The 17,672-nt window shown below is 66.6% G+C and carries 19 protein-coding genes; 8 read left to right on the top strand and 11 right to left on the bottom strand.

The genetic code is table 11. The features are described from left to right. Nucleotides 1-97 precede the first annotated feature (97 nt). Nucleotides 98-571 carry a hypothetical protein gene (locus tag NGM06_RS04175; RefSeq protein ID WP_254269070.1) on the top strand — a complete coding sequence of 158 codons (474 nt, stop codon included), beginning with the start codon at nt 98-100 and terminating at the stop codon, nt 569-571. On the opposite strand, the gene NGM06_RS04170 is transcribed toward NGM06_RS04175, so the two are convergent. From NGM06_RS04170 to NGM06_RS04155, 4 genes are all read right to left on the bottom strand, one after another. Further along, nucleotides 559-1,308: a metallophosphoesterase gene (locus NGM06_RS04170; RefSeq protein ID WP_254269069.1), complete on the bottom strand. Its 750-nt coding sequence runs from the start codon at nt 1,306-1,308 to the stop codon at nt 559-561. The two genes, NGM06_RS04175 and NGM06_RS04170, sit on opposite strands and share 13 nt — an antisense overlap. Further along, on the bottom strand, nt 1,308-3,278 hold the full coding sequence (locus NGM06_RS04165) for a hypothetical protein (protein ID WP_254269068.1): 1,971 nt from the start codon (nt 3,276-3,278) through the stop codon (nt 1,308-1,310). Before NGM06_RS04165 ends, NGM06_RS04170 begins: the two co-directional genes overlap by 1 nt. Then, entirely contained in the window at nt 3,275-4,543 is a 1,269-nt protein-coding gene (locus tag NGM06_RS04160) for a Single-stranded DNA binding protein (RefSeq protein WP_254269067.1), read from the bottom strand. The genes NGM06_RS04165 and NGM06_RS04160 overlap by 4 nt, the downstream gene beginning before the upstream one ends. A 141-nt stretch (nt 4,544-4,684) precedes the next feature. Continuing rightward, entirely contained in the window at nt 4,685-6,010 is a 1,326-nt protein-coding gene (locus tag NGM06_RS04155) for an arylsulfotransferase family protein (protein WP_254269066.1), read from the bottom strand. Nucleotides 6,011-6,161: 151 nt separating this feature from the next. On the opposite strand from NGM06_RS04155, the gene NGM06_RS04150 reads away from it, so the two are divergent. Together NGM06_RS04150 and NGM06_RS04145 are read left to right on the top strand one after the other, a co-directional pair. Then, nucleotides 6,162-6,536 carry a CBS domain-containing protein gene (locus tag NGM06_RS04150; protein WP_254269065.1) on the top strand — a complete coding sequence of 125 codons (375 nt, stop codon included), beginning with the start codon at nt 6,162-6,164 and terminating at the stop codon, nt 6,534-6,536. A gap of 75 nt (nt 6,537-6,611) precedes the next feature. Further along, nucleotides 6,612-7,274, top strand: coding sequence for a 2,5-diamino-6-(ribosylamino)-4(3H)-pyrimidinone 5'-phosphate reductase (locus NGM06_RS04145; RefSeq protein WP_254269064.1), 663 nt, complete (start codon nt 6,612-6,614; stop codon nt 7,272-7,274). 20 nt (nt 7,275-7,294) lie between these two features. Here the strand turns inward: NGM06_RS04145 and NGM06_RS04140 are convergent, their stop codons facing one another. Both NGM06_RS04140 and NGM06_RS04135 read right to left on the bottom strand, forming a co-directional pair. Further along, nucleotides 7,295-7,447 (bottom strand): hypothetical protein, encoded by a 153-nt coding sequence (locus tag NGM06_RS04140; RefSeq protein WP_254269063.1) that lies wholly within the window; start codon nt 7,445-7,447, stop codon nt 7,295-7,297. 181 nt (nt 7,448-7,628) lie between these two features. Next, complete coding sequence (locus NGM06_RS04135; protein ID WP_254269062.1) at nt 7,629-7,928, bottom strand: DUF7545 family protein; 300 nt, start codon at nt 7,926-7,928, stop codon at nt 7,629-7,631. Between the two features lie 134 nt (nt 7,929-8,062). Between NGM06_RS04135 and NGM06_RS04130 the strand changes: the two genes are divergently transcribed. Further along, nucleotides 8,063-8,224: a hypothetical protein gene (locus tag NGM06_RS04130; protein ID WP_254269061.1), complete on the top strand. Its 162-nt coding sequence runs from the start codon at nt 8,063-8,065 to the stop codon at nt 8,222-8,224. Then, the gene (locus tag NGM06_RS04125; RefSeq protein ID WP_254269060.1) at nt 8,221-9,711 is read left to right on the top strand and encodes an MATE family efflux transporter; all 1,491 of its coding nucleotides are present in this window, start codon (nt 8,221-8,223) and stop codon (nt 9,709-9,711) included. Before NGM06_RS04130 ends, NGM06_RS04125 begins: the two co-directional genes overlap by 4 nt. Nucleotides 9,712-9,931: 220 nt before the next feature. Here the strand turns inward: NGM06_RS04125 and NGM06_RS04120 are convergent, their stop codons facing one another. Continuing rightward, complete coding sequence (locus NGM06_RS04120) at nt 9,932-10,675, bottom strand: hypothetical protein (protein WP_254269059.1); 744 nt, start codon at nt 10,673-10,675, stop codon at nt 9,932-9,934. Beyond that, nucleotides 10,672-11,241 (bottom strand): twin-arginine translocation signal domain-containing protein, encoded by a 570-nt coding sequence (locus NGM06_RS04115; protein WP_254269058.1) that lies wholly within the window; start codon nt 11,239-11,241, stop codon nt 10,672-10,674. The genes NGM06_RS04120 and NGM06_RS04115 overlap by 4 nt, the downstream gene beginning before the upstream one ends. A 434-nt stretch (nt 11,242-11,675) precedes the next feature. On the opposite strand from NGM06_RS04115, the gene NGM06_RS04110 reads away from it, so the two are divergent. Beyond that, complete coding sequence (locus NGM06_RS04110) at nt 11,676-13,049, top strand: DUF7282 domain-containing protein (protein WP_254269057.1); 1,374 nt, start codon at nt 11,676-11,678, stop codon at nt 13,047-13,049. 9 nt (nt 13,050-13,058) lie between these two features. Here the strand turns inward: NGM06_RS04110 and NGM06_RS04105 are convergent, their stop codons facing one another. Next, nucleotides 13,059-14,375, bottom strand: a complete 1,317-nt coding sequence (locus NGM06_RS04105; protein ID WP_254269056.1) for an FAD-dependent oxidoreductase — start codon at nt 14,373-14,375, stop codon at nt 13,059-13,061. A gap of 187 nt (nt 14,376-14,562) precedes the next feature. Between NGM06_RS04105 and NGM06_RS04100 the strand changes: the two genes are divergently transcribed. Both NGM06_RS04100 and NGM06_RS04095 read left to right on the top strand, forming a co-directional pair. Next, on the top strand, nt 14,563-14,847 hold the full coding sequence (locus NGM06_RS04100; RefSeq protein ID WP_254269055.1) for a DUF357 domain-containing protein: 285 nt from the start codon (nt 14,563-14,565) through the stop codon (nt 14,845-14,847). Nucleotides 14,848-14,999: 152 nt separating this feature from the next. Continuing rightward, nucleotides 15,000-15,527 (top strand): cupredoxin domain-containing protein, encoded by a 528-nt coding sequence (locus tag NGM06_RS04095; RefSeq protein ID WP_254269054.1) that lies wholly within the window; start codon nt 15,000-15,002, stop codon nt 15,525-15,527. A gap of 93 nt (nt 15,528-15,620) precedes the next feature. Here NGM06_RS04095 and NGM06_RS04090 read toward each other — a convergent pair whose 3' ends face one another. Beyond that, nucleotides 15,621-16,241, bottom strand: coding sequence for a hypothetical protein (locus tag NGM06_RS04090; RefSeq protein ID WP_254269053.1), 621 nt, complete (start codon nt 16,239-16,241; stop codon nt 15,621-15,623). A gap of 55 nt (nt 16,242-16,296) precedes the next feature. Next, on the bottom strand, nt 16,297-17,526 hold the full coding sequence (locus tag NGM06_RS04085; RefSeq protein WP_254269052.1) for a putative manganese transporter: 1,230 nt from the start codon (nt 17,524-17,526) through the stop codon (nt 16,297-16,299). Nucleotides 17,527-17,672 lie beyond the last annotated feature (146 nt).

Raw genomic sequence — 17,672 nt, 5'->3', positions numbered from 1 at the left:
CCGGTATCGTCTTGCACTCGGGGAGCGAAGTCCCGGTCTCTCGCGAGGTTCCGCGACGGCCGCGAAGACTTTTCGCCCCGGTCTCGAAGGTGGGTCCATGGAGACGAAAGTCCACTTCCGGGAGAACCAGAAACTCGGCCACTCGTGGGTCTGGGGACTGCTCGGCCTGCGTGCAGTCGCCGACCTCGTGGCCCTCGCCCGCGGGAAGCGGTCGGCCCGCGAGACGGTCGGCCGACTCCTCGCGCTCGGGGGCGTCGCGCTCCTGCTCCGGGTCGCCACCCTCCGGACCGAGGTCCGCGAGGACGGAATCTACGTCGAGTTCGCGCCGTTCCACCGGTCGTTCAGGCGCATCCCGTTCTCGGACCTCGCGGACGTGCAGGAGACTGGCTACGGTCCGCTCCGTTACGGCGGGTGGGGCATCCGCTGGAGTCCCGACGGTATCGCCTACACCGCGAGCGGTCGGAGCGGCGTCCGCTTCGAGCAGGCCGACGGTAAATCGACGTTCGTGGGCTCGGACCGGCCGGACGAACTCGTCGCCGCGGTGCAGGAGGCGTCGAGTCAGATGGTCTGATACTCGCCCAGTCGCGTCCCGTCGAGCAGATACGCCTCTCCGTCGGTCAGTCCCTCCGGCAGGAACGGGGCCAGAAACTCCTGTCCCTCGACGTTGACCCACGTCGCACCCGCGAGTTCGTTGAACGCCGGGAAGACCACCAGTTCCGCGCCCGCCCGGACGCCGCCCTCGCGCTCGGCGAACGCCGCGCCCGCCAGCGACCCCCGGAGCCAGACGCGTTCGACTCGGCTCCCGCCCACCTCGTCCTCCAGTCGGACCGCCGGATGCTCGTGACCGACGCAGACCACGTCGCTGTCGAGGACCTCCGGCGTGGGCCACGTGTGGCCGTGGGCGAACCCGACCGAACCCAGACGGACGCCCGCGCCAGCCGTCACGTCGAGGTCCGCCCACGACTCGATAGCGCCGTCGTGGTTGCCCTTGACCAGCGTGGCGGCCACGCCTCGCTCGTCGAGGCGCTCCAGCAGGACCTCGATTTCGCCGCGCTCGGCCCCGCCGGGGTCGCCGATGGCGTGCATCAGGTCACCCAGAAAGAGGACTCGGTCGGGGTCGGTTCGCGCGACGAGCGCGAGCAATCGCTCGCGTCGCTGCCGTGCGCGACTGTCGAGCGAGACGCCCTCGGCGCGGAGGGCCTGCTCGATGCCCGCGTGGAAGTCGGCGACGACCAGCGCACGCTCGCCGTCCGGTCCCACCTCGGCGACCGCCGCTGGTTCGCCGGGGACCGGTTCCACGAGGCTCATCAGATGGGCTTGAGCGTGTCCTCGCCCGACTCGTAGCATCGTCCGGCCATCAGCGCGGCTTCGAGCGCGTCCTCCACGTCGGCGGGCGTCACGTCGTAGGCCTGCACCACCGCGGCCAGCAGCGTCTCGCGGGCGACGCCGTCGCCGTCGTTCAACTCGCGCATCTGGTCCATCACGGTGTCTTCGAGGTTCTCGGGCGTCCCCTCTTCGCCGGAGTCGGCGGCGGACTCCTCGTCTGCCTCGTCGCCGTCGGACTCGGCCGCCTCGTTCTCGCCGACGGACGCGCCGGGCGCTTCCGCGGCGGCCGTCTCCCCGCCTGCGGGGGCCGCGTCGGCGTCGTTGACTACTTCCTCGGTGCCGCCCGACGCCGACTCCACGTCCTGTAGCTCGTCGGTATCCACTTCCTCGGCGGTCGGGTCGGCGGGTTCGCCAGCGTTCGGGTCCTCGTCGGCCAGTTCGGACTCGCGCTCGGGCGTCGGTTCGTCGGGACCCTGTTCGGGGTCGGGGGTGGGGGCCTCCATCTCGGACTCCTCGGGACTCTCGACTTCGCTCCCCGAGGAGAACTCCAGTCCGTACTCCTCTTCGACCTGTTCGCGCTCCTCCTCGTCGAACTCGTACATCTCGTCGCCCGCCCCGGCCGTGCCGAGGTCCGGGCCGTCGTCCTCGGGTTGCCCGTCGTCGTCGGTCTCGGGCGCGAACGACTCGTCGGTCGAGGTCTCCTGCTCGGACTCGACGGTCGGCGGTTCGTTCGTCCCGATTTCGTCCTGCAGTTCGGCCGCCTCCGCCGCGTCCTCGACCTCGGGGGCGTCCTCGGAGTCGGCGTCCGCCGCCGCTTCGGGGGCCGCCTCAGTCTCCGTTTCCGGGACCGTCTCCGATTCGGTCTCGGCGTCTGTCTCGGACTCGTCCACGGTGGTAGTCGGAGCCTCGCCGAGTTCGTCGCTCGTGGCCGTCTCGGGTTCGTCGTCGGTCCCGAAGTCGCCGATGTCCGTCTCGTCGTCCTCGGTCGGTTCGGGTTCGGAACTCCCCTCGGGGACCGCTTCGGTCTCGTCCGCCGCGGTCCGGGCCTCAGCGGGCGGCGTCTCGGTTTCGGGGTCCATATCGTCGCTGGGTTCGGAGGTCTCGTCTCGCGGTTCCGCCGCCGACTCCGCCGAAGCGCTCGCGGCCTCGGTCTCCAGTTCCGCGAGGTCGCCCGCCCCGTCGTCGGTCGGCGAGTAGTCGAGGCTCACGGCCACCTCGTCGCCGCCCTCGCCGGGCGCGAGTTCGAGCGGACCCACGTCGTCGGCCGAGAGTTCGCCTGCGACCACTCTGGCCGAATCGACGGCGAGGTCCCAGACCGCCGCGAGGTAGGCCTTCGTCGTGCCGTAGTGGTCGAGCGCCAGCGGGACGCCCGAGGCGAGTCCCGAGTCTACGCCGCTGGCTTCGAGGGCCTCCCGGAGCGCGTCGCCGCGCTCGCCCGAGTCGATGGCGTCGGCGACCGTCGAGACCCGCGAGAGGGTCTGTTCGGCGGTCTGGACCACCCAGCGGTCCCGCGTCTCGGCGTCCACGCGGTTGATGGACTCGGGCCGAATCGACGTGAACACCCGGTCGGAGTCCTCCGGTTGGAAGGTCCGGGCCTTGCCCGTCACCGCGACGAACGCGGGCGGGGACGCGTTCTCCAAGAAGGCCATCTCGTCGGGTTGGTACTGCCCGGCGTAGAGGACGAACGCGCCGGTCGGGTCCACGACCCGCGCCCGGAGCACGTCGTCGCCGACCTGCTCGATTTCGGTCAGGACGCCGACCACGAACAGGCGGTTGATTCGCGCGCCTGTCGGCGTGACCACGTAGTTGGGGGCGCGCTCCTCGTCGCTCTCGGAGTAGTCGAAGTCGGCGTCGTCGTACTCCGCGGCGAAGACGCGCCACGCGACTTCGCGGCGACCCGCGCCGCCCTGACTGTCGGAGTCGGACCCGTTCTCGTCGCCGTTCGAACTCATTCTGCCACCTCCGCGAGCAGGGACTTCGCACGGTCGGCGGGCGCGTCAGCGGACCGCTCGAACTCCGAGACTTCGAGGTTCGCACCGTAGTCGTCGACCGAGAGGTTGCCTCGGACGCGGTACTCGTGGCCGACGACGCGGTCCCGAATCTCGTCGGCGACGACCTCCTTGTCCATCGCCTCGCGGGCCTCAGCTTTCGCGTCTTCGACGTCACCGCCGTAGACTTCCTCGGTGCGTTCGTCGTCGAGGACCGCGGTCACGGTGCCGGTCCCGTCGTCGATAATCGCCTTCACGCGCAGGTCGTCCTGCCCGTCCACGTCGCCGTGACTCCGGCACTGTCCGTTCTGGACGACGCGACCGCACTCGGGACAGCGCTCGATGAGACCCGACCCGTCGCGGACCGCCACGACGTTGCCGACGACCTCGACGTCGTACGCGCCGCCGGTCTCGACCGCGTCGCGGACCGTCATCCGCGTGCCGGTGTCGCTAATCGCCAGTTCGCGGTCGAGCGGGGCGACCTCGGTGAACTCCGAGAGGTTGACCGAGGGGACGCCCCGGAACTCCCGGACGTACACGTCTTCGAGTCGCATCGTCGCGCCCTCGGCGACTTCGGACCGAGCCTCCCAGTCGGTGAACGGGAGTCGGGCCGACTCGTCGGCGAGGACGCCGCTCTTGATTTCGGTCTCGCCGTCGCGGCCATCGATGGTCTTGCGCTCGACTTCGACGACCTCGACTTCGAGGTCGATGCCGCGGTCGCCGGGTTCGAGGTCCGCGAGGTCGGCGTCGCCGCCCACGGGATACGGAACCTCGATGTCGTCCTCGAAGGCGACGTTGGTGCTCTCGCCGAGGTTCAGTTCGGGCTTCCCGTCCCACTCGCGGACGCCGGCGTTGCCCGCGGTGATGGTGTCGCCCGCCGAGAGACCGAAGTCCTCCCACGCGGTGTAGGATATCTTCCCGGTCTCGTCGGCGAGTTCACCCTCGTGGATGACCTGCTCGTTGCCCTGATACCGAATCGAGCGCTTGCCGACCGTCAGCACCTTCGCGGTGACGGTGACGTTGCTGTCCTCGGTGGACACGTCGGCGACGTCGGTCTGCGAGGGTTCGCTCGAACCGCCGCCGCCGTCGCCGTACTTCCGCCTGAGGCTCTGCTTGGCCTCGTCCACCGGGACGCTGTACTCCACTAAGTTCTCGAGGTCCGCCTTGACCTCCTCCTTGTCGACGCCGAGGTCGGAGGCGAGGTCCTCGGCATGGTCGTCCAAACTCATCACTCGGACTTGGCCCGGACGGATTAAAAGTGTTCGTTGTGGGAGTCGAACGCTCCGCCTCGCAGTTGGTCTCCCGGCCGCTTCCGGCGGTTGGTCGAGCGAGCGAATCCGGCCGGACGGTCGCGGGGGAACCCGGGGTAATCACCGGAGTCGGACCGGCCACCGGAACGACACCGACAGCGAGGAGTTGCGGTACTCCGCGACCGTCCACACCAGCACGGTCAGGACCAGAGTCAGAGCGGCCGCGGCGTCGGCGAACCCCATCCAAATCGGGAGGACGAACGAGATGCTGTTGGTGACCTTCCGGGGCGAGAATCCGGCGATAGAGGTCGTCGCAGGCGGGGTGCTCCCGTTCACCCCCTGCGATTGGAGGTCGGCCCGCACGGCCGAGGGGCCGCCCGCGCTCTCGTCGCCCGTGCCGAGTCGTTCGAGTTCGTAGGGCGCGTAGAACGGCGCGCTCCAGACGACCTCGCCGGTCTCGTTCACTTCCAGCACGCGGTGGGCGTTCGTGTCGGCGACGAGCGTGTTCCCGTCGGGGAGGCGGTCGGCGTCGCGGGGCCACTTCATCTCCTCGTCGGTCCAGACCCACGTCCGGTTCCACTCGCCGTCCTCGCGCTGGTACTCGACGACGCGGTCGTTGAGCGAGTCGGCGACCACGACCGCCGGGCCGCCCTCGGACTCGGGGATGTAGTCGGGGTTGTGCTGCTCGTAGAGGACGCCGTGAGCACCGTCAGCGCCGAGCGTCCAGTTCTCCTGCACGCCCGTCTGGGGGTCCACGAAGACCACCGAGTCCTGATTCCGGAGGCTGGTCATGACCCGACCGTCGGCGAGTTTCTCCACGTCGTTGAGGTGTGCCCAGTCGGCCGGGTAGGGACCGCCGCCCGCGATGGGGTAGGACTGCTTGGTGGACCACTCCCACGTCGTCATTCCGGTCGTGGTGTTGACGACGTACGTCTCGTCGGTGTTGATGGCCCCGACTAGCAGTCGGTCTTCGCCGAGTCGGTCCACGTCGTGCCAGTTAGCCCCCCGGTCGGCCGGGATGACTCTGGAGTAGACGCGCTCGATTTCGCCGGTCGAGAGGTTGAGGCGTTCGACCACGGAGACTGTACACTTCCCCTCGCAGTCGCCGCCGTCGTAGTCGTGTTCGGCGACGTACTCGACGGTCCTCCGGGTTCCCTCGACGGGGTCAACGTCGAAGTAGCCGTGGTACGTGTCGTTGTGGTAGAGGACTCTGCCGTCCGGACCGAACGCGACCAGTGCCGCCGATTCGCCCTTCATCCCGTGACCGGCGACGACCGTGACGTTCCCGGTGGGCGGGACGACCGGCGCGCGCTCGTCCGCCAGGAGTTCGGCCTGTCGCTCGTAGGTCGTCACCGCTGCGTTGGCCGGTGAGGTGACGTAGCTGTAGCCGAGCGTGCTGGCACAGAGGACGACCACCAGAGCGAAAGCGACGCGGTAGCGGCGCACGTCCTGAGCTACACGCTCTGGGACATAAATCAACTGGAAGGCGCTCCGAGGGCGAAGGGGTATCGGTGGTGCCGAAGTGACGGCAGTGAGACCGAGGGAACTCGATGGCGCCGAGGGAAAACACCATACCGGTGGCTCTGTTCCTAGACGTATGACCACTACTGACAGACCGACCGTCGAGGACGTGATGTCCGCGCCGCTGGAGACGATTTCGAAGGACGCGACCGTGATGGAGGCGGCCGAGCAGATGCGCGAGAAGGACATCAGCGCGCTCGTCGTCACGACCACGCCGCGGGCGATCATCAGCAGCACGGACGTACTCGACGCCGTCGCCGACGGACGCGACACCTCGGAGTTGCAGGTCTCCGACGTGATGACCACCGACGTGGAGACCGCCACGCCCGACCTCTACATGGAGGAGGTCGCCGCGATGATGACCACCTACGGCATCAAACACCTCCCGGTCGTGGACGACGACTACGTCGGGATGGTCTCCTCGACCGACGTCACCGCCCACCTCTCGTAGCCGAAACAGACGGTGTACCGACCACGTCTCGCGGGCCACCGAAAGCGGTTTTCCGTCCGGACGACAACTCCGGGTATGCGCGTGGTCGTCAACGCCGCGATGAGCGCCGACGGGAAACTCTCCTCGAAGCGTCGGGAACAGATAGCCATCAGCGGCCCGGACGACTTCGACCGGGTGGACGCGCTCCGGGCGGGGAGCGACGCGGTGATGGTCGGCGTCGGCACGGTGCTGGCCGACGACCCGCACCTCACGCTCGACGACCCCGAGCGACAGACCGCCCGCCGAGAGCGGCGCGAGTCGGCCCATCCCCTGCGGGTGGTCGCCGACTCGCGGGCGCGGACCCCGCCCGACGCTCGGATTCTGGACGACGCCGCCACGACCTACGTCCTCGTCGCGGAGGCCGCGCCCGCCGACCGAATCGAGGCGCTGGAGACCGCGGGCGCTCGACTCGTCACCGCGGGCGAGGAGCGCGTGGACCTCTCCAGCGCGCTCTCGTCGCTGGAACGCGAGGGCGTCGAGCAGTTGATGGTCGAGGGCGGCGGCGAACTCATCTTCTCGCTGTTCGAGGACGGACTCGTGGACGAACTCCGAGTGTACGTCGGGTCCCAACTCGTCGGCGGCAGGGACGCCCCCACGCTGGCCGACGGCGAGGGGTTCGTCGCGGAGTTCCCGGAGTTGGAACTGGACGACGTAGAGCGAATCGACGACGGCGTGTTGCTTCGGTACGCCGTGGTCTGAGAACCGGGAGACCGACGGTTTCAATCCGCGATTCGTTCGATACACAGCGTGTGACCCGTTCGCTGACCGTGGTCGATGAGAACGTCCGCGGGTCGCTCGTCGCCGACGCTGACGACCTTCTCGAAGGCACAATCCCGACAAGTTACTCGCATCCGAGTTCCTTCTTCGCCCATAGCTGTCACTCGGGAGGGCGTTTCGGAGGCGTCCGGTGAGTTACTATCCCCTGCTATGGCGGAGCATTTTTCACTACTGGTAGTACACTCGGGGAAAACGATGCGCGGAGTCGGTCGGCAAAACGATGCGAGCGGTCGCTCGGGGAAACCGATACGAGGGTCCGTCGGCGAAAGGCACCACTCAGTGGGAGTGACCGGTCATCTCGCCGAACGTCTGGCCGAACCGCTCTTCGAACAGTTCCATCGTCTTCTCCTCGTTGGCCAGCACCGCTTCGTCGGGGTCCTCGTGGGCGTGGTGGACGAGCGCGTGGGCCTGCTGTGCGAACGAGAGCATCGTCAGGTCGCCGAGCACTTCCGGGGCCGTTTCGGAGTCGTCTTCGCGGAGCGCGTCCACGATTCCGGTCGGGAGCGTCAGTTCTTCGGTGTCGCCGTCCGGCGATTCGATAGTGTACGTCACGGTTTCGACGTCGATGTCCGTCATACCCTCACCTTCCCCGGGCGGACGTAAAGAAGTGCGGATGTCGGAACGAACACCGGAAACGCCGCGTCGTGAGGGTCGGATATATTTCGGTTCGTAACGTTTTTGACTGACTATTCAGTAAGTTTCGGTAGAGAATGGACGCAGAGATTTCCGAACAGACGACGGAGGCGACGTACGACGCCCTCTGCGAGTACGGTCTCGCCGACGCGACGAAGCCACGAGTAGCGAACGAATCGGCGCTCCCGAAGGCGACCACCCACGACCGCTCCGACACGGGGCCGGAGGTGGTCGCGTGAATTTCTTCGAGGGGCAAGAGGAACTCGACCTCACCGACGGCGGCATCGTCAAGCCTCTCGTCATCCTCTCGCTGCCCATCGTCATCACGAACTTGATGCAGACGGCCTACAACCTCGCGGACACCTTCTGGCTCGGCCAGTACTCCACCGAGGCGCTGGCCGCCATCAGTTTCGGCTTCCCGATGGTGTTCCTGCTCATCTCGCTCGGAATGGGCCTGTCCGTCGCCGGGAGCGTCCTCGTGGCCCAGCACACCGGGGCCGACGAGACCGAGGAGGCCGAGTACGCCGCCTCTCAGACGGTCTCCTTCGCGTTCATCGCCTCGGTGATACTCGGGGCGGTCGGCTACCCGTTCGTCCGGCCGTTCCTCGACTTCCTCGGGGCGTCTCCGGCGGTGCTCCCCGGCGCGACCGCCTACATGCAGGTCATCGCGCTCGGACTCCCGTTCATGTTCGGGTTCTTCGTCTTCATCTCGCTGATGCGCGGGGCCGGTGACACGCTCACGCCGATGTTCGTGATGGCGGGGACGGTCGTCCTGAACGTCGTCCTCGACCCGTTCCTCATCAACGGGTGGACCGTGGTCCGGAACGCGCCGGTCGTCGGAACCGTCGGGTTCCCCGAACTCGGCATCCAAGGGGCGGCCATCGCGACGGTGTTCTCCCGGAGCGTGGCCATGCTCGTCGGACTCGGCATCATGCTCTCGGGGTCGCGCGGAATCGAAATCAATCTGGAGGACATGCGCCCGGACTTCCAGTATCTGCGGAAGATTCTCCAGATCGGACTCCCCGCGAGCGTCGAGGGTACCGGACGCGCGCTCTCCATCAACGCGCTGTTGCTCATCGTCGGCCTCTTCCCGACGACCGTCGTCGCGGCCTACGGCATCGGGACGCGGGTGTTCTCGGTCATCTTCCTCCCGGCGATTGCGGTCGCGCGAGGCGTCGAGACGATGACCGGCCAGAACATCGGGGCGGGGAAACCCGACCGCGCCGCGAAGGCGAACTACGTGGCCGCCAAGGGCCTGTTCGTCGTCCTCGCGGTGCTGGGCGTCCTCATCTTCCTCGTTCCGACGCCCATCGTCGCGGTGTTCACCGACGACCCCGCCGTCCTCGAAGAGGGGGCGACGTTCCTCCGGTACGTCGCGCTCTCGTTCGGTTTCATCGGGGTCATGCGGGCGTTCACCGGCGGGTTCCGCGGCGCGGGCGAGACGCTGGTCGCGGCCGCCATCTCCATCACTACGCTCGCCGGGATTCGCCTGCCGGTCGCGTACGTCGCCTCGCAGTTCCGCCTCTCGATTCCGTTCGTCCCCGAGGGGGCCATCTTCGGGGTTCGCGGCATCTGGGTCGCGTTCTTCGTCTCGAACGTGACCGGCGCGCTCATCGCGTGGGCGTGGTTCTCCCGGGGCACGTGGCGCGAGGGTGACGTTCGCGGGACGACCGGTCCGGGTCCCGTCGATATGGACGACGGTGAGACGGCGATTTCGGACGACTGACACGGGGTCGGCGGCGCTCGCGAGCGTTCCTGTTGGATGTTTCGGACGTCGCACCGAACTGCTCTGTCCCGAGTGAGTCCGCAGCGCTACGCTCGGCGTGACGAGAGTACGAACAGCGACGAACCGAGAAAGAGTTCGGAGCAGTCGTCGGCGAAAAGCGTCTCCTCCCCGCCCGCGTGCTTCGGTGGCCCCTGTGCCGACGCTGCGTCGGCACAGGGTTCTACCCGCCGTCTTCCGTCTCGGTCGCGTTGACGATGACCTGTTCGGTCGTCGTCGGAGTCTCGGTAGTCGTGTCCGGCGGGGTCGTTGTGGTTCCCTCCGTCGTCGTAGTCGTCCCCTCTGTCGTCGTAGTCGTCCCCTCTGTCGTCGTAGTCGTTCCCTCTGTTGTCGTGGTCGTTCCTTCCGTCGTCGTTGTGGTTCCTTCCGTCGTCGTGGTTGTTCCTTCTGTCGTCGTCTCCTCCGGCGTCGTCTCGGTTTGTGTCTGGCCTGCACCCTCCGTTTCTTGCCCGGCCGCCGCTCCGGCACCTCGTTGTATCTCCGATTCGAGGAGTTGGAGTCGGTTGCTGAAGAAGATGGCGTCGGTGGTGAACGAGTAGGTCTGGCCCTGCTGGAGCGTTCCCTCACGCAGGAAGACGAGGTTGTAGTTACCGGGTCCGCACCCCTGGTAGTTCGTGATGTAGCCGTTCCAGTCCGTGGGGTCGACGACCGCACCGTCCCCCTGATTCGGGTCGGCCGGATTCACGTAGCCGAGAATCTGGTTGACCGTCGGTTGCTGGATTCGGCTCACCACCTGAAACCCGACGCTCGGCTGGTAATCGGACACGAACACCAGTGCTTGGAGTCCGTCTTGTGGCTGCGTTTGTTGTCGTTTCATCGTGTCCCCCGCGACGCTCCCGCTGCCCGCCAGTCCTAACGCGAAACCGGCGGCAGCGAGCGCCTTCTTCTTGCCGCTAGTGTCGTTCATGACGGGTCGGTAGCGTTTGTACCACCGCCGCCGCCGCCACCGCCGCCACCGCCGCCGCCGCCCTGCTGTAACGTCGATTCGAGGAGCTGGAGCTGGTTGCTGAAGTAGACGGCGTTGGTGGAGAAGCTGAATGTCTGACCCTGCTGGAGCGACCCTTCCCGAACGAAGATGAGGTTGTAGTTACCAGGTCCGCAGCCCGTGTAGTTGATGATGTAGCCGTTCCAGTCGGTCGGGTCCACGACCGCCGAACCCTGACCTTGCTGTTGGGTCTGATTCTGCCCCTGCTGTTGCTGGGGAGCCACGTAGCCGAGGATCTGATTGACCGTCGGCTGCTGAATCCGGCTCACTACTTGGAACGGAACAGTCGGCTTGTAGTCGTCCACGAACACCAGCGCCTGCAGTCCGTCCTGTGGCTGGGTCTGTTGCAGTTGTGCGTCGGTGGTGTCCCCGGCGACGCTCCCGCTGCTCGCCAATCCGAGCGCGACGGCACTCGACGCGAGCGCCCCCTTCTTCATGAACGAACGCCGCGAGTCGTCGGTTTCTTCTACGTCGTTTTCTCGTGTCATAGTTCTCTCCCTCTGCCCCACCGAATCGGGGCATCCGTGAATGGGGGTGACAGCTCCATAAAAAAGGAAGACCGTTCTTTCCGCAACCAATTATTGTCTCCGCTATAATTTATGGTACAACGTGCCCCTTCGGTGTATTATTCATTACTTATCCCTATTCCAGCGTTGATGATGTGCAATCTACGATACGGTGTCGCGTCGCCACCACGGGTAGGGTCAGAGAGATAGGCCAGGTCTAGCGACGACGGCGACGTTTCACCGGAGGGTTTCCGACTGGACGCGGCGCGTACCGAGTGTTGTATCGCGCTAGCAACGCGCTAGTGCGGTAATAACCGCGTGAACGGTCGTGAGACTATATCTCTCGATACGGAGTGGCATCGCACACTTCGCCCGATGTCTCTCAAAGAAACACCGCGTTCTGAGGTGGTTCGGTAATGTCATCGAAAAGCGAGCGGCGTCACGCGACGGTGACACTACTCGTCGCAGCGCTACTCGTCGTGGGAGCGGGAGCGGTCACGACGCAAGCGGCAAACTCGGACGGCGCGACTGCGGTACAGGAAACGACGACAACGACGGCGACGGCGGACCAGCAGGCCAACGTCACGATTCAGAACCTCACGGCACCCGAACGAGTGCGTGTGGGGACGAACTACACCGTCTCCGCGACCGTCGAGAACAGGGCCGGTGAGACGGTCACGAACCGGATCAGCTACCAGATAGCCGGGAACGTCATCGCGGCCCAGTCGGTCCAGATTCCGACGAACGGGACGGAGACAGTAGTCTTCAACGTCACGGAGGAGGATACCGCCGGGTTCCCCTCGGGGACGTTCGTCCACGGCGTATTCACCGAGAGCGCGGCGGCAACTGCGAATCTGACGCTGGTAGACGCGACGGCCGAGACGACCACGACGACCGAGACGACCACGACGGCCGAGACGACCACGACGACCGAGACGACCACGACGGCCGAAACCACCACCACGAACCAGACGACGGTCGAGAACACTACGACTGCCGCGACCCAGACCACGACGAGAGAGAGAACGACTACGACGACACAGACCACGACGGAGGAGACGGTTCAGGCGGAAGTCACGACGACGGAGACGGTGACCACCGCGGAGGAGACCCCGACGGTCACCGAGACGGCGACGACCACGGCTACCACAACCGAGAACGCGACGGCCACTGCACGAGCGGAGGTCACCACGACGGAGACCACGATAACGCAAACCGAGACCGCTACGCCCACCGCGACCGAGACTGCCACGACCACCGTAACCGAGACTGAGACCGCTACTCCTACCGCAACCGCGACTGTCACGGCCACCGCAACCGAAACCGCCACGGCCACAGTGACAGGGAACGCGACGCCCACTGCGACCACCACGCAGGCGGAGGCGACGACGGCGGGTCTCACGTTCGAGCGACAGAACTCGAACGGTAGCACGGTCACCGTGCAGTCCGTGACCGTCCACGAGGGCGGGTTCGTCGTCGTTCACGACACGGGCGTCATCGAAGGAGAGGTCGTCGAGAGTATCGTCGGTGTCTCGGACTATCTGGAACCGGGGACCCACCAGAACGTCACGGTGGAACTCGCCCGACCGCTGAACCAGTCTCAGCGACTGGTCGCTATCGCGTACCGCGACTCGAACGACAACAGAGAGTTCGACTTCGTGACCTCGAACCGGACCGCCGACGGGCCGTACACGAAAGTGGATTCGAGAGAAGCGGTCAACGCTATCGCCGTCATCGACGTCAACGACGCGGCGACGAACGCGACGACCACCGAGACGACCGACGGATAAGGTGACGACTCAGTCGTCGCTCGCGGCCGCTTCGGTCGCACCCGATTCGGCCTCGACTTCGAGCGTTTCGAGGTACTCGTCGGCGTCCAGCGCGGCTTTACAACCCATCCCCGCGGCGGTCACGGCCTGCTGGTAGTGGTAGTCCACCACGTCGCCAGCGCCGAAGATGCCCGGCACGCCGGTTTCGGTCTGGCCGCCGCCCTTGCCGCCCTCGGTCTGGATGTAGCCCGCTTCGTCCATCTCGACCCCGGTGCCTTCGAGGTAGTCGGTGTTCGGCGTGTGGCCGATGGCGAGGAACACCGCGCCGACGTCCATCTCGAACGTCTCGGTCTCGGGGTCGTCGAGTTTGTCGGTCGGGTAGCCCTCGGGATGGCGGACGAGTTCGGCGTAATCGACGCCGTCTTCGACCGACCCGTGAATCTCCGTCAGTTCGGCGTTCCGGACGATTTCGATGTCGCCCTCCTCGACCTTCTCCTGCACGCGGTCGATCCAGTAGTCCTCGGCGCGGAACTTCTCGCGTCGGTGGACCAGATACACCTTCGAGGCGAACTTGGTGAGGAAGTTGGCCTCCTCCATCGCGGCGTCGCCCCCGCCGACGACCAGCATCTCCTCGTCGCGGAAGAACGCCCCGTCGCACGTCGCACAGGTCGAGACGCCGTAGCCCATCAGGTCGTCCTCGCCGGGGACGCCGAGCGTCCGGGCGCTCGCGCCGGAGGCGGCGATGAACGCCTCGGCGGTGTAGACGTCGCCGTTCGAGAGTTCGACGCGGTAGGGCCGCGAGGAGTCGTCCACGTCCGCGATGACGCCGTTCTCGATTTCGGCTCCGAACCGCTCGGCCTGCTCTTTCATGTTGTTGATGAGGTCCGGGCCACTGATTCCCTCGGGGAATCCGGGGTAGTTCTCCACGTCGGTGGTGAGGGTCAACTGGCCGCCGGGTTCGTCGCCCTCCAGTACGAGGGGTTCGTTGTTCGACCGCGCGGCGTAGATGGCCGCGGTCAGGCCCGCGATACCGCTGCCGGAGATGACGAGTTTGCGGTGTTCGATTCCGGTGTCGGCGTCGGCGATACCCAACTTCTCGTCGAGTTCGCCCGTCTCGTCGAGCGCCTGCGTGTCGTCGAATCCGCCGATGAGTTCGTCGTCGATGAACACTTCGGGGGCGGTTTTGCGACCGTCGGCGCGTTCGACCATCTCCTCGAACAGGTCCTCGTCGCCGGTCACGTTGTAGGTCTCGTACTCGACGTCCTTGGAGTCGAAGAGGTCTTTCACCTTCTCGCAGTATGAACAATCCTCCTTCGTGTAAATCTCCACTCGCGGGTGTTCGCTCATGGTACAATATTGTTATGGGGGGCGTATTTAGCTTGTGTTGTCGCGTCGGCTTTCCGGTTTCTGCGTGGGCAAACTGTCGGACACCGCTCGACTCTCTCGGTGGCCGACCGAACTCGATACCGCGAACGACGCGCCGGACCCAGACGTTCCCGAAGCCCTTACCCCGATACCCTCCGACACTCCACTCATGCCCGCCGATTTGGAGGAGAAAACCGACCGCTACGAGGGGCTACTCGCCGAGGCACTCGACGCCGCCGAAATCGCGCCGCCAGAGGACACGCCGATGGGCGAGGCCGCGGCGGAGTGTCTGGAGATGGCGACGTCCTACCTCGAAGACGGCCGTCACTTCCGAGAGGAGGACGACCTCGTGAACGCGCTGGCGTCGTTCTCCTACGGGCACGCGTGGCTCGACGCCGGGGCGCGCGTCGGCCTGTTCGACGTGCCCCGCGAGGGCCACTTGTTCACCGTCTGATTCCTTCGAAGCGGTCGTCGCTGCTCTGCAGTGAGAGATACTCCAAGTGAGCCCCGAGACGTAACTCTCCGAGACGGAGCGACGTGAATTTGGGTGAGACGTGACGCGAAGTTTGGAAAACCGATTAGTCACGTTTTGCGGCATTTGGTAACATGGGGCTCGAACGGAGGGCGTTCCTGCGGGCCTCCGCAATCGGCGTCGCGGGTTCGATTGCGGGGTGTGCGGGCGCGAGCGACAATCGGCAGGAGACCGAGACGACGACCGGGACGGCGCGCGAGACGACGACTGCACGGGAACCGGACGAGACCATCGTCCTCGGCGGACAGGTCGAGTACTGGTACGGACTCGCGCCGTCCGGAATTCAGGGGCGGGAGAACCCGACGCTGACCGTGCAACCGGGAACCGTCTACGAAGTCGTCTGGGTCAACCTCGACGGCGCGGAACACGAACTCCGCGTCTTCGACGCCGACGGGCAGGTGGTCGCGGCGTCCGAATCGGCCGCCGAGGTCGGCGCACGTCGGTCGCTGGTCCTCGACGCCACCGAGCGACTCGCTCGCTACGACTGCGAGTACCACCCCCAGAGCATGCGGGGACAGGTGGCGCGGGGCGGAACGACGACTGCGGGCACGACCACCGAGACGACCACGACCGAGGACGGCGGCGGTGGCGGTCCCTACTGACGCGACGCTGGCGAGAATCACCGCTCGAAAGAAAGAGAGACTCGCTATCGCGGACGGTCCGCTTCGACTCCCCGTCCCACCGTTCGGACTCGCTCAGTTCGAGGAGTGGCGGTCGCCGGTGTGGCGCTCGCTTCCGTGACCGCGACGGCTTCCGAACCGACGGTCGCGTTCGCTCGTCCCGCGCTCGCCGCCGTGGCGGTGTTCGCGTTCGCCCGACGACTGGTCCCGGAACGTCGAGTCACTCGGGTCGGAGTGGCGGGTCTGCTCGCCGCGCTGACCCGTCAGTCGCCCGGCGAGTCCCTCCTCGCGGTGGCTCCCGCGCTGGCTTCCCTCGTGCGGACTTCCGTGTTCGGCACCTTCGCGTCCCCGCTGCTCGCGCCGCTGGCCGTATCGTCGGTCGGTGCGTCCGCTCTCGCCGAAGTCGTTGCCCTCCTGGCTGGTCGTGCCACCGCGCTGGCGGTCGCTCCGACCGCTCCCGCGACCCTCGTCGCCTCGGATTCGGGAGAGCGCCTGCTCGGCTTTCTGCTCGTAGTCGCGGTCGGACTGCTGGCTCTCACCGCCGTGGTGGTGGTGGTGATGATGATGGTGGTGTTGTTGGCCGCCCTCGTCCCGGTCGAGGTCGGTCCAGTCCTGATGACTGCTCTCTCGGCTCTCGTGGAGACCGCCCTCGTTCGCCTCCTCGCGTCGTCCCTGTATCTCGTGTGGATTAGCCATGTTCGAAACCCCCGACGAGGGGTTGGCCGAGAGACGCCTTAGAGGTGCTGGCTGACTATCCAAGCACCCCGAACCCGAACATCGGCCCGAACAGCAGGTGGAGCGCGATGCCGACGACGAGGGCGGGAATCGTGGTGTAGATGGACGCGACGACGGCCGCGGTCCTATCGACTGCGAGCAGCGGGAACAGCGCGTCGCCGTCTTGACTGATGGCGTTGGCGGTCAGCGCCGAGAAGGGAATCGCGCCCTCGGCGTACACGCCAGCGAGGACGATTTGGGGGCCACACCCCGGAATCAACCCCACGAGTGCGCCCGCGACGGGAGCGAGCAGTCCCGCGGCCGCGGCGAGCGCACCCACGTCCACGCCGAGCGCGAGGACGCCGTACTCGTAGAGCAGGTACGCCGCCAGCACCCAGACGGTGACGAAACTGGTCTCCATCGCGGCGTGGACCAGCGCGTCGTAGATACCCCCGAACGACTCCCGGGCGCGGCCGACCGCTCCGTCGCCGAGGTAGCTGCGACCGACGAAGTAGAGGTAGAACGAGAGCACGGTTCCGGTGACGCCGACGACCGTGAACAGACCTGCGAACGAGAGGCCGACTTCGAGCGGCACCTCGGGAGCGCCAGCGAAGAGGTACGTGACGCCGAGACCGAGCGCGGCGACGGCGGCCAGCCACCAGACCGCGTGGGCGGCGTGCGAGAGGGGCGTGAGGAGCGGCGATTCGCGTGCAGGCGAGTGGTCGCGGGGCGAGCAACCATCCGCGTCGCTGGCCGCACGGTTCCCGTCGGCGTAGTCGTGAGGGCCGGTTGCGACTTTCGCCGGGGTCGCGGCCCCGCCGTCGGTCGCGGTCCGGTCGATTCTGCGGACCGCGGCGTCCACGCGGCCGACGCCGACGCCGAAGCGGTCGATGACGTAGCCGGTGACGACGGCGGCGCCGAACGCGAGACCGTAGGCGTACACCGCCGCCTTCGGCGCGAGCGCCAGAATCACGAACGCCGAGTCGCCCGCGGTGGCCACGAGCGTGGCGACCACGGTACCGAAACTGACCGTCCCGCGGACGTAGAGGGGCATCATCACGATGGCGCCGCCGCAACCGGGTGTCAGTCCCATCGCTGCACCCGCGAGGGGTTGAGCGCGCTCGCTCTCGCCGAGTCGCTCGACCAGCGCACCGCCGGTTCGATACTGGGCGAGACCGAACAGCAGGACCGTCAGCGCGACGAACGCGCTGACCTGCACGTAGCCGTCGCGGACCGACGCCACGAATATCTCTGCGATTTCGCTCATCTCAGCCGCCCTCCGGCACGAAGGGTCGCATCCCCGACAGCGATTTAGACATATCTAAATTCTAGATTAGCACCCACCAATATAGTGTTTGCGGCTCTGCTCGTTCGTCGCGACTGAGAAGTTGCGGCAACTTTTTTCTATCAGCC

Source organism: Halorussus aquaticus (assembly GCF_024218795.1).
Taxonomy (GTDB): domain Archaea; phylum Halobacteriota; class Halobacteria; order Halobacteriales; family Haladaptataceae; genus Halorussus; species Halorussus aquaticus.
The sequence above is the reverse complement of the archived record's forward strand: the minus strand, read 5'-3'. Positions and strand labels throughout refer to the sequence as shown.

Bases quoted from the DNA above. Each gene is read 5' to 3' on its own strand.
- NGM06_RS04135 (WP_254269062.1), bottom strand. From the start codon at position 7,928: ATGACGGACATCGACGTCGAAACCGTGACGTACACTATCGAATCGCCG.
- NGM06_RS04170 (WP_254269069.1), bottom strand. From the start codon at position 1,308: ATGAGCCTCGTGGAACCGGTCCCCGGCGAACCAGCGGCGGTCGCCGAG.
- NGM06_RS04110 (WP_254269057.1), top strand. From the start codon at position 11,676: ATGTCATCGAAAAGCGAGCGGCGTCACGCGACGGTGACACTACTCGTC.
- NGM06_RS04115 (WP_254269058.1), bottom strand. From the start codon at position 11,241: ATGACACGAGAAAACGACGTAGAAGAAACCGACGACTCGCGGCGTTCG.
- NGM06_RS04120 (WP_254269059.1), bottom strand. From the start codon at position 10,675: ATGAACGACACTAGCGGCAAGAAGAAGGCGCTCGCTGCCGCCGGTTTC.
- NGM06_RS04100 (WP_254269055.1), top strand. From the start codon at position 14,563: ATGCCCGCCGATTTGGAGGAGAAAACCGACCGCTACGAGGGGCTACTC.
- NGM06_RS04145 (WP_254269064.1), top strand. From the start codon at position 6,612: ATGCGCGTGGTCGTCAACGCCGCGATGAGCGCCGACGGGAAACTCTCC.
- NGM06_RS04150 (WP_254269065.1), top strand. From the start codon at position 6,162: ATGACCACTACTGACAGACCGACCGTCGAGGACGTGATGTCCGCGCCG.
- NGM06_RS04165 (WP_254269068.1), bottom strand. From the start codon at position 3,278: ATGAGTTCGAACGGCGACGAGAACGGGTCCGACTCCGACAGTCAGGGC.
- NGM06_RS04085 (WP_254269052.1), bottom strand. From the start codon at position 17,526: ATGAGCGAAATCGCAGAGATATTCGTGGCGTCGGTCCGCGACGGCTAC.
- NGM06_RS04130 (WP_254269061.1), top strand. From the start codon at position 8,063: ATGGACGCAGAGATTTCCGAACAGACGACGGAGGCGACGTACGACGCC.
- NGM06_RS04105 (WP_254269056.1), bottom strand. From the start codon at position 14,375: ATGAGCGAACACCCGCGAGTGGAGATTTACACGAAGGAGGATTGTTCA.
- NGM06_RS04160 (WP_254269067.1), bottom strand. From the start codon at position 4,543: ATGAGTTTGGACGACCATGCCGAGGACCTCGCCTCCGACCTCGGCGTC.
- NGM06_RS04090 (WP_254269053.1), bottom strand. From the start codon at position 16,241: ATGGCTAATCCACACGAGATACAGGGACGACGCGAGGAGGCGAACGAG.
- NGM06_RS04175 (WP_254269070.1), top strand. From the start codon at position 98: ATGGAGACGAAAGTCCACTTCCGGGAGAACCAGAAACTCGGCCACTCG.
- NGM06_RS04140 (WP_254269063.1), bottom strand. From the start codon at position 7,447: ATGGGCGAAGAAGGAACTCGGATGCGAGTAACTTGTCGGGATTGTGCC.
- NGM06_RS04095 (WP_254269054.1), top strand. From the start codon at position 15,000: ATGGGGCTCGAACGGAGGGCGTTCCTGCGGGCCTCCGCAATCGGCGTC.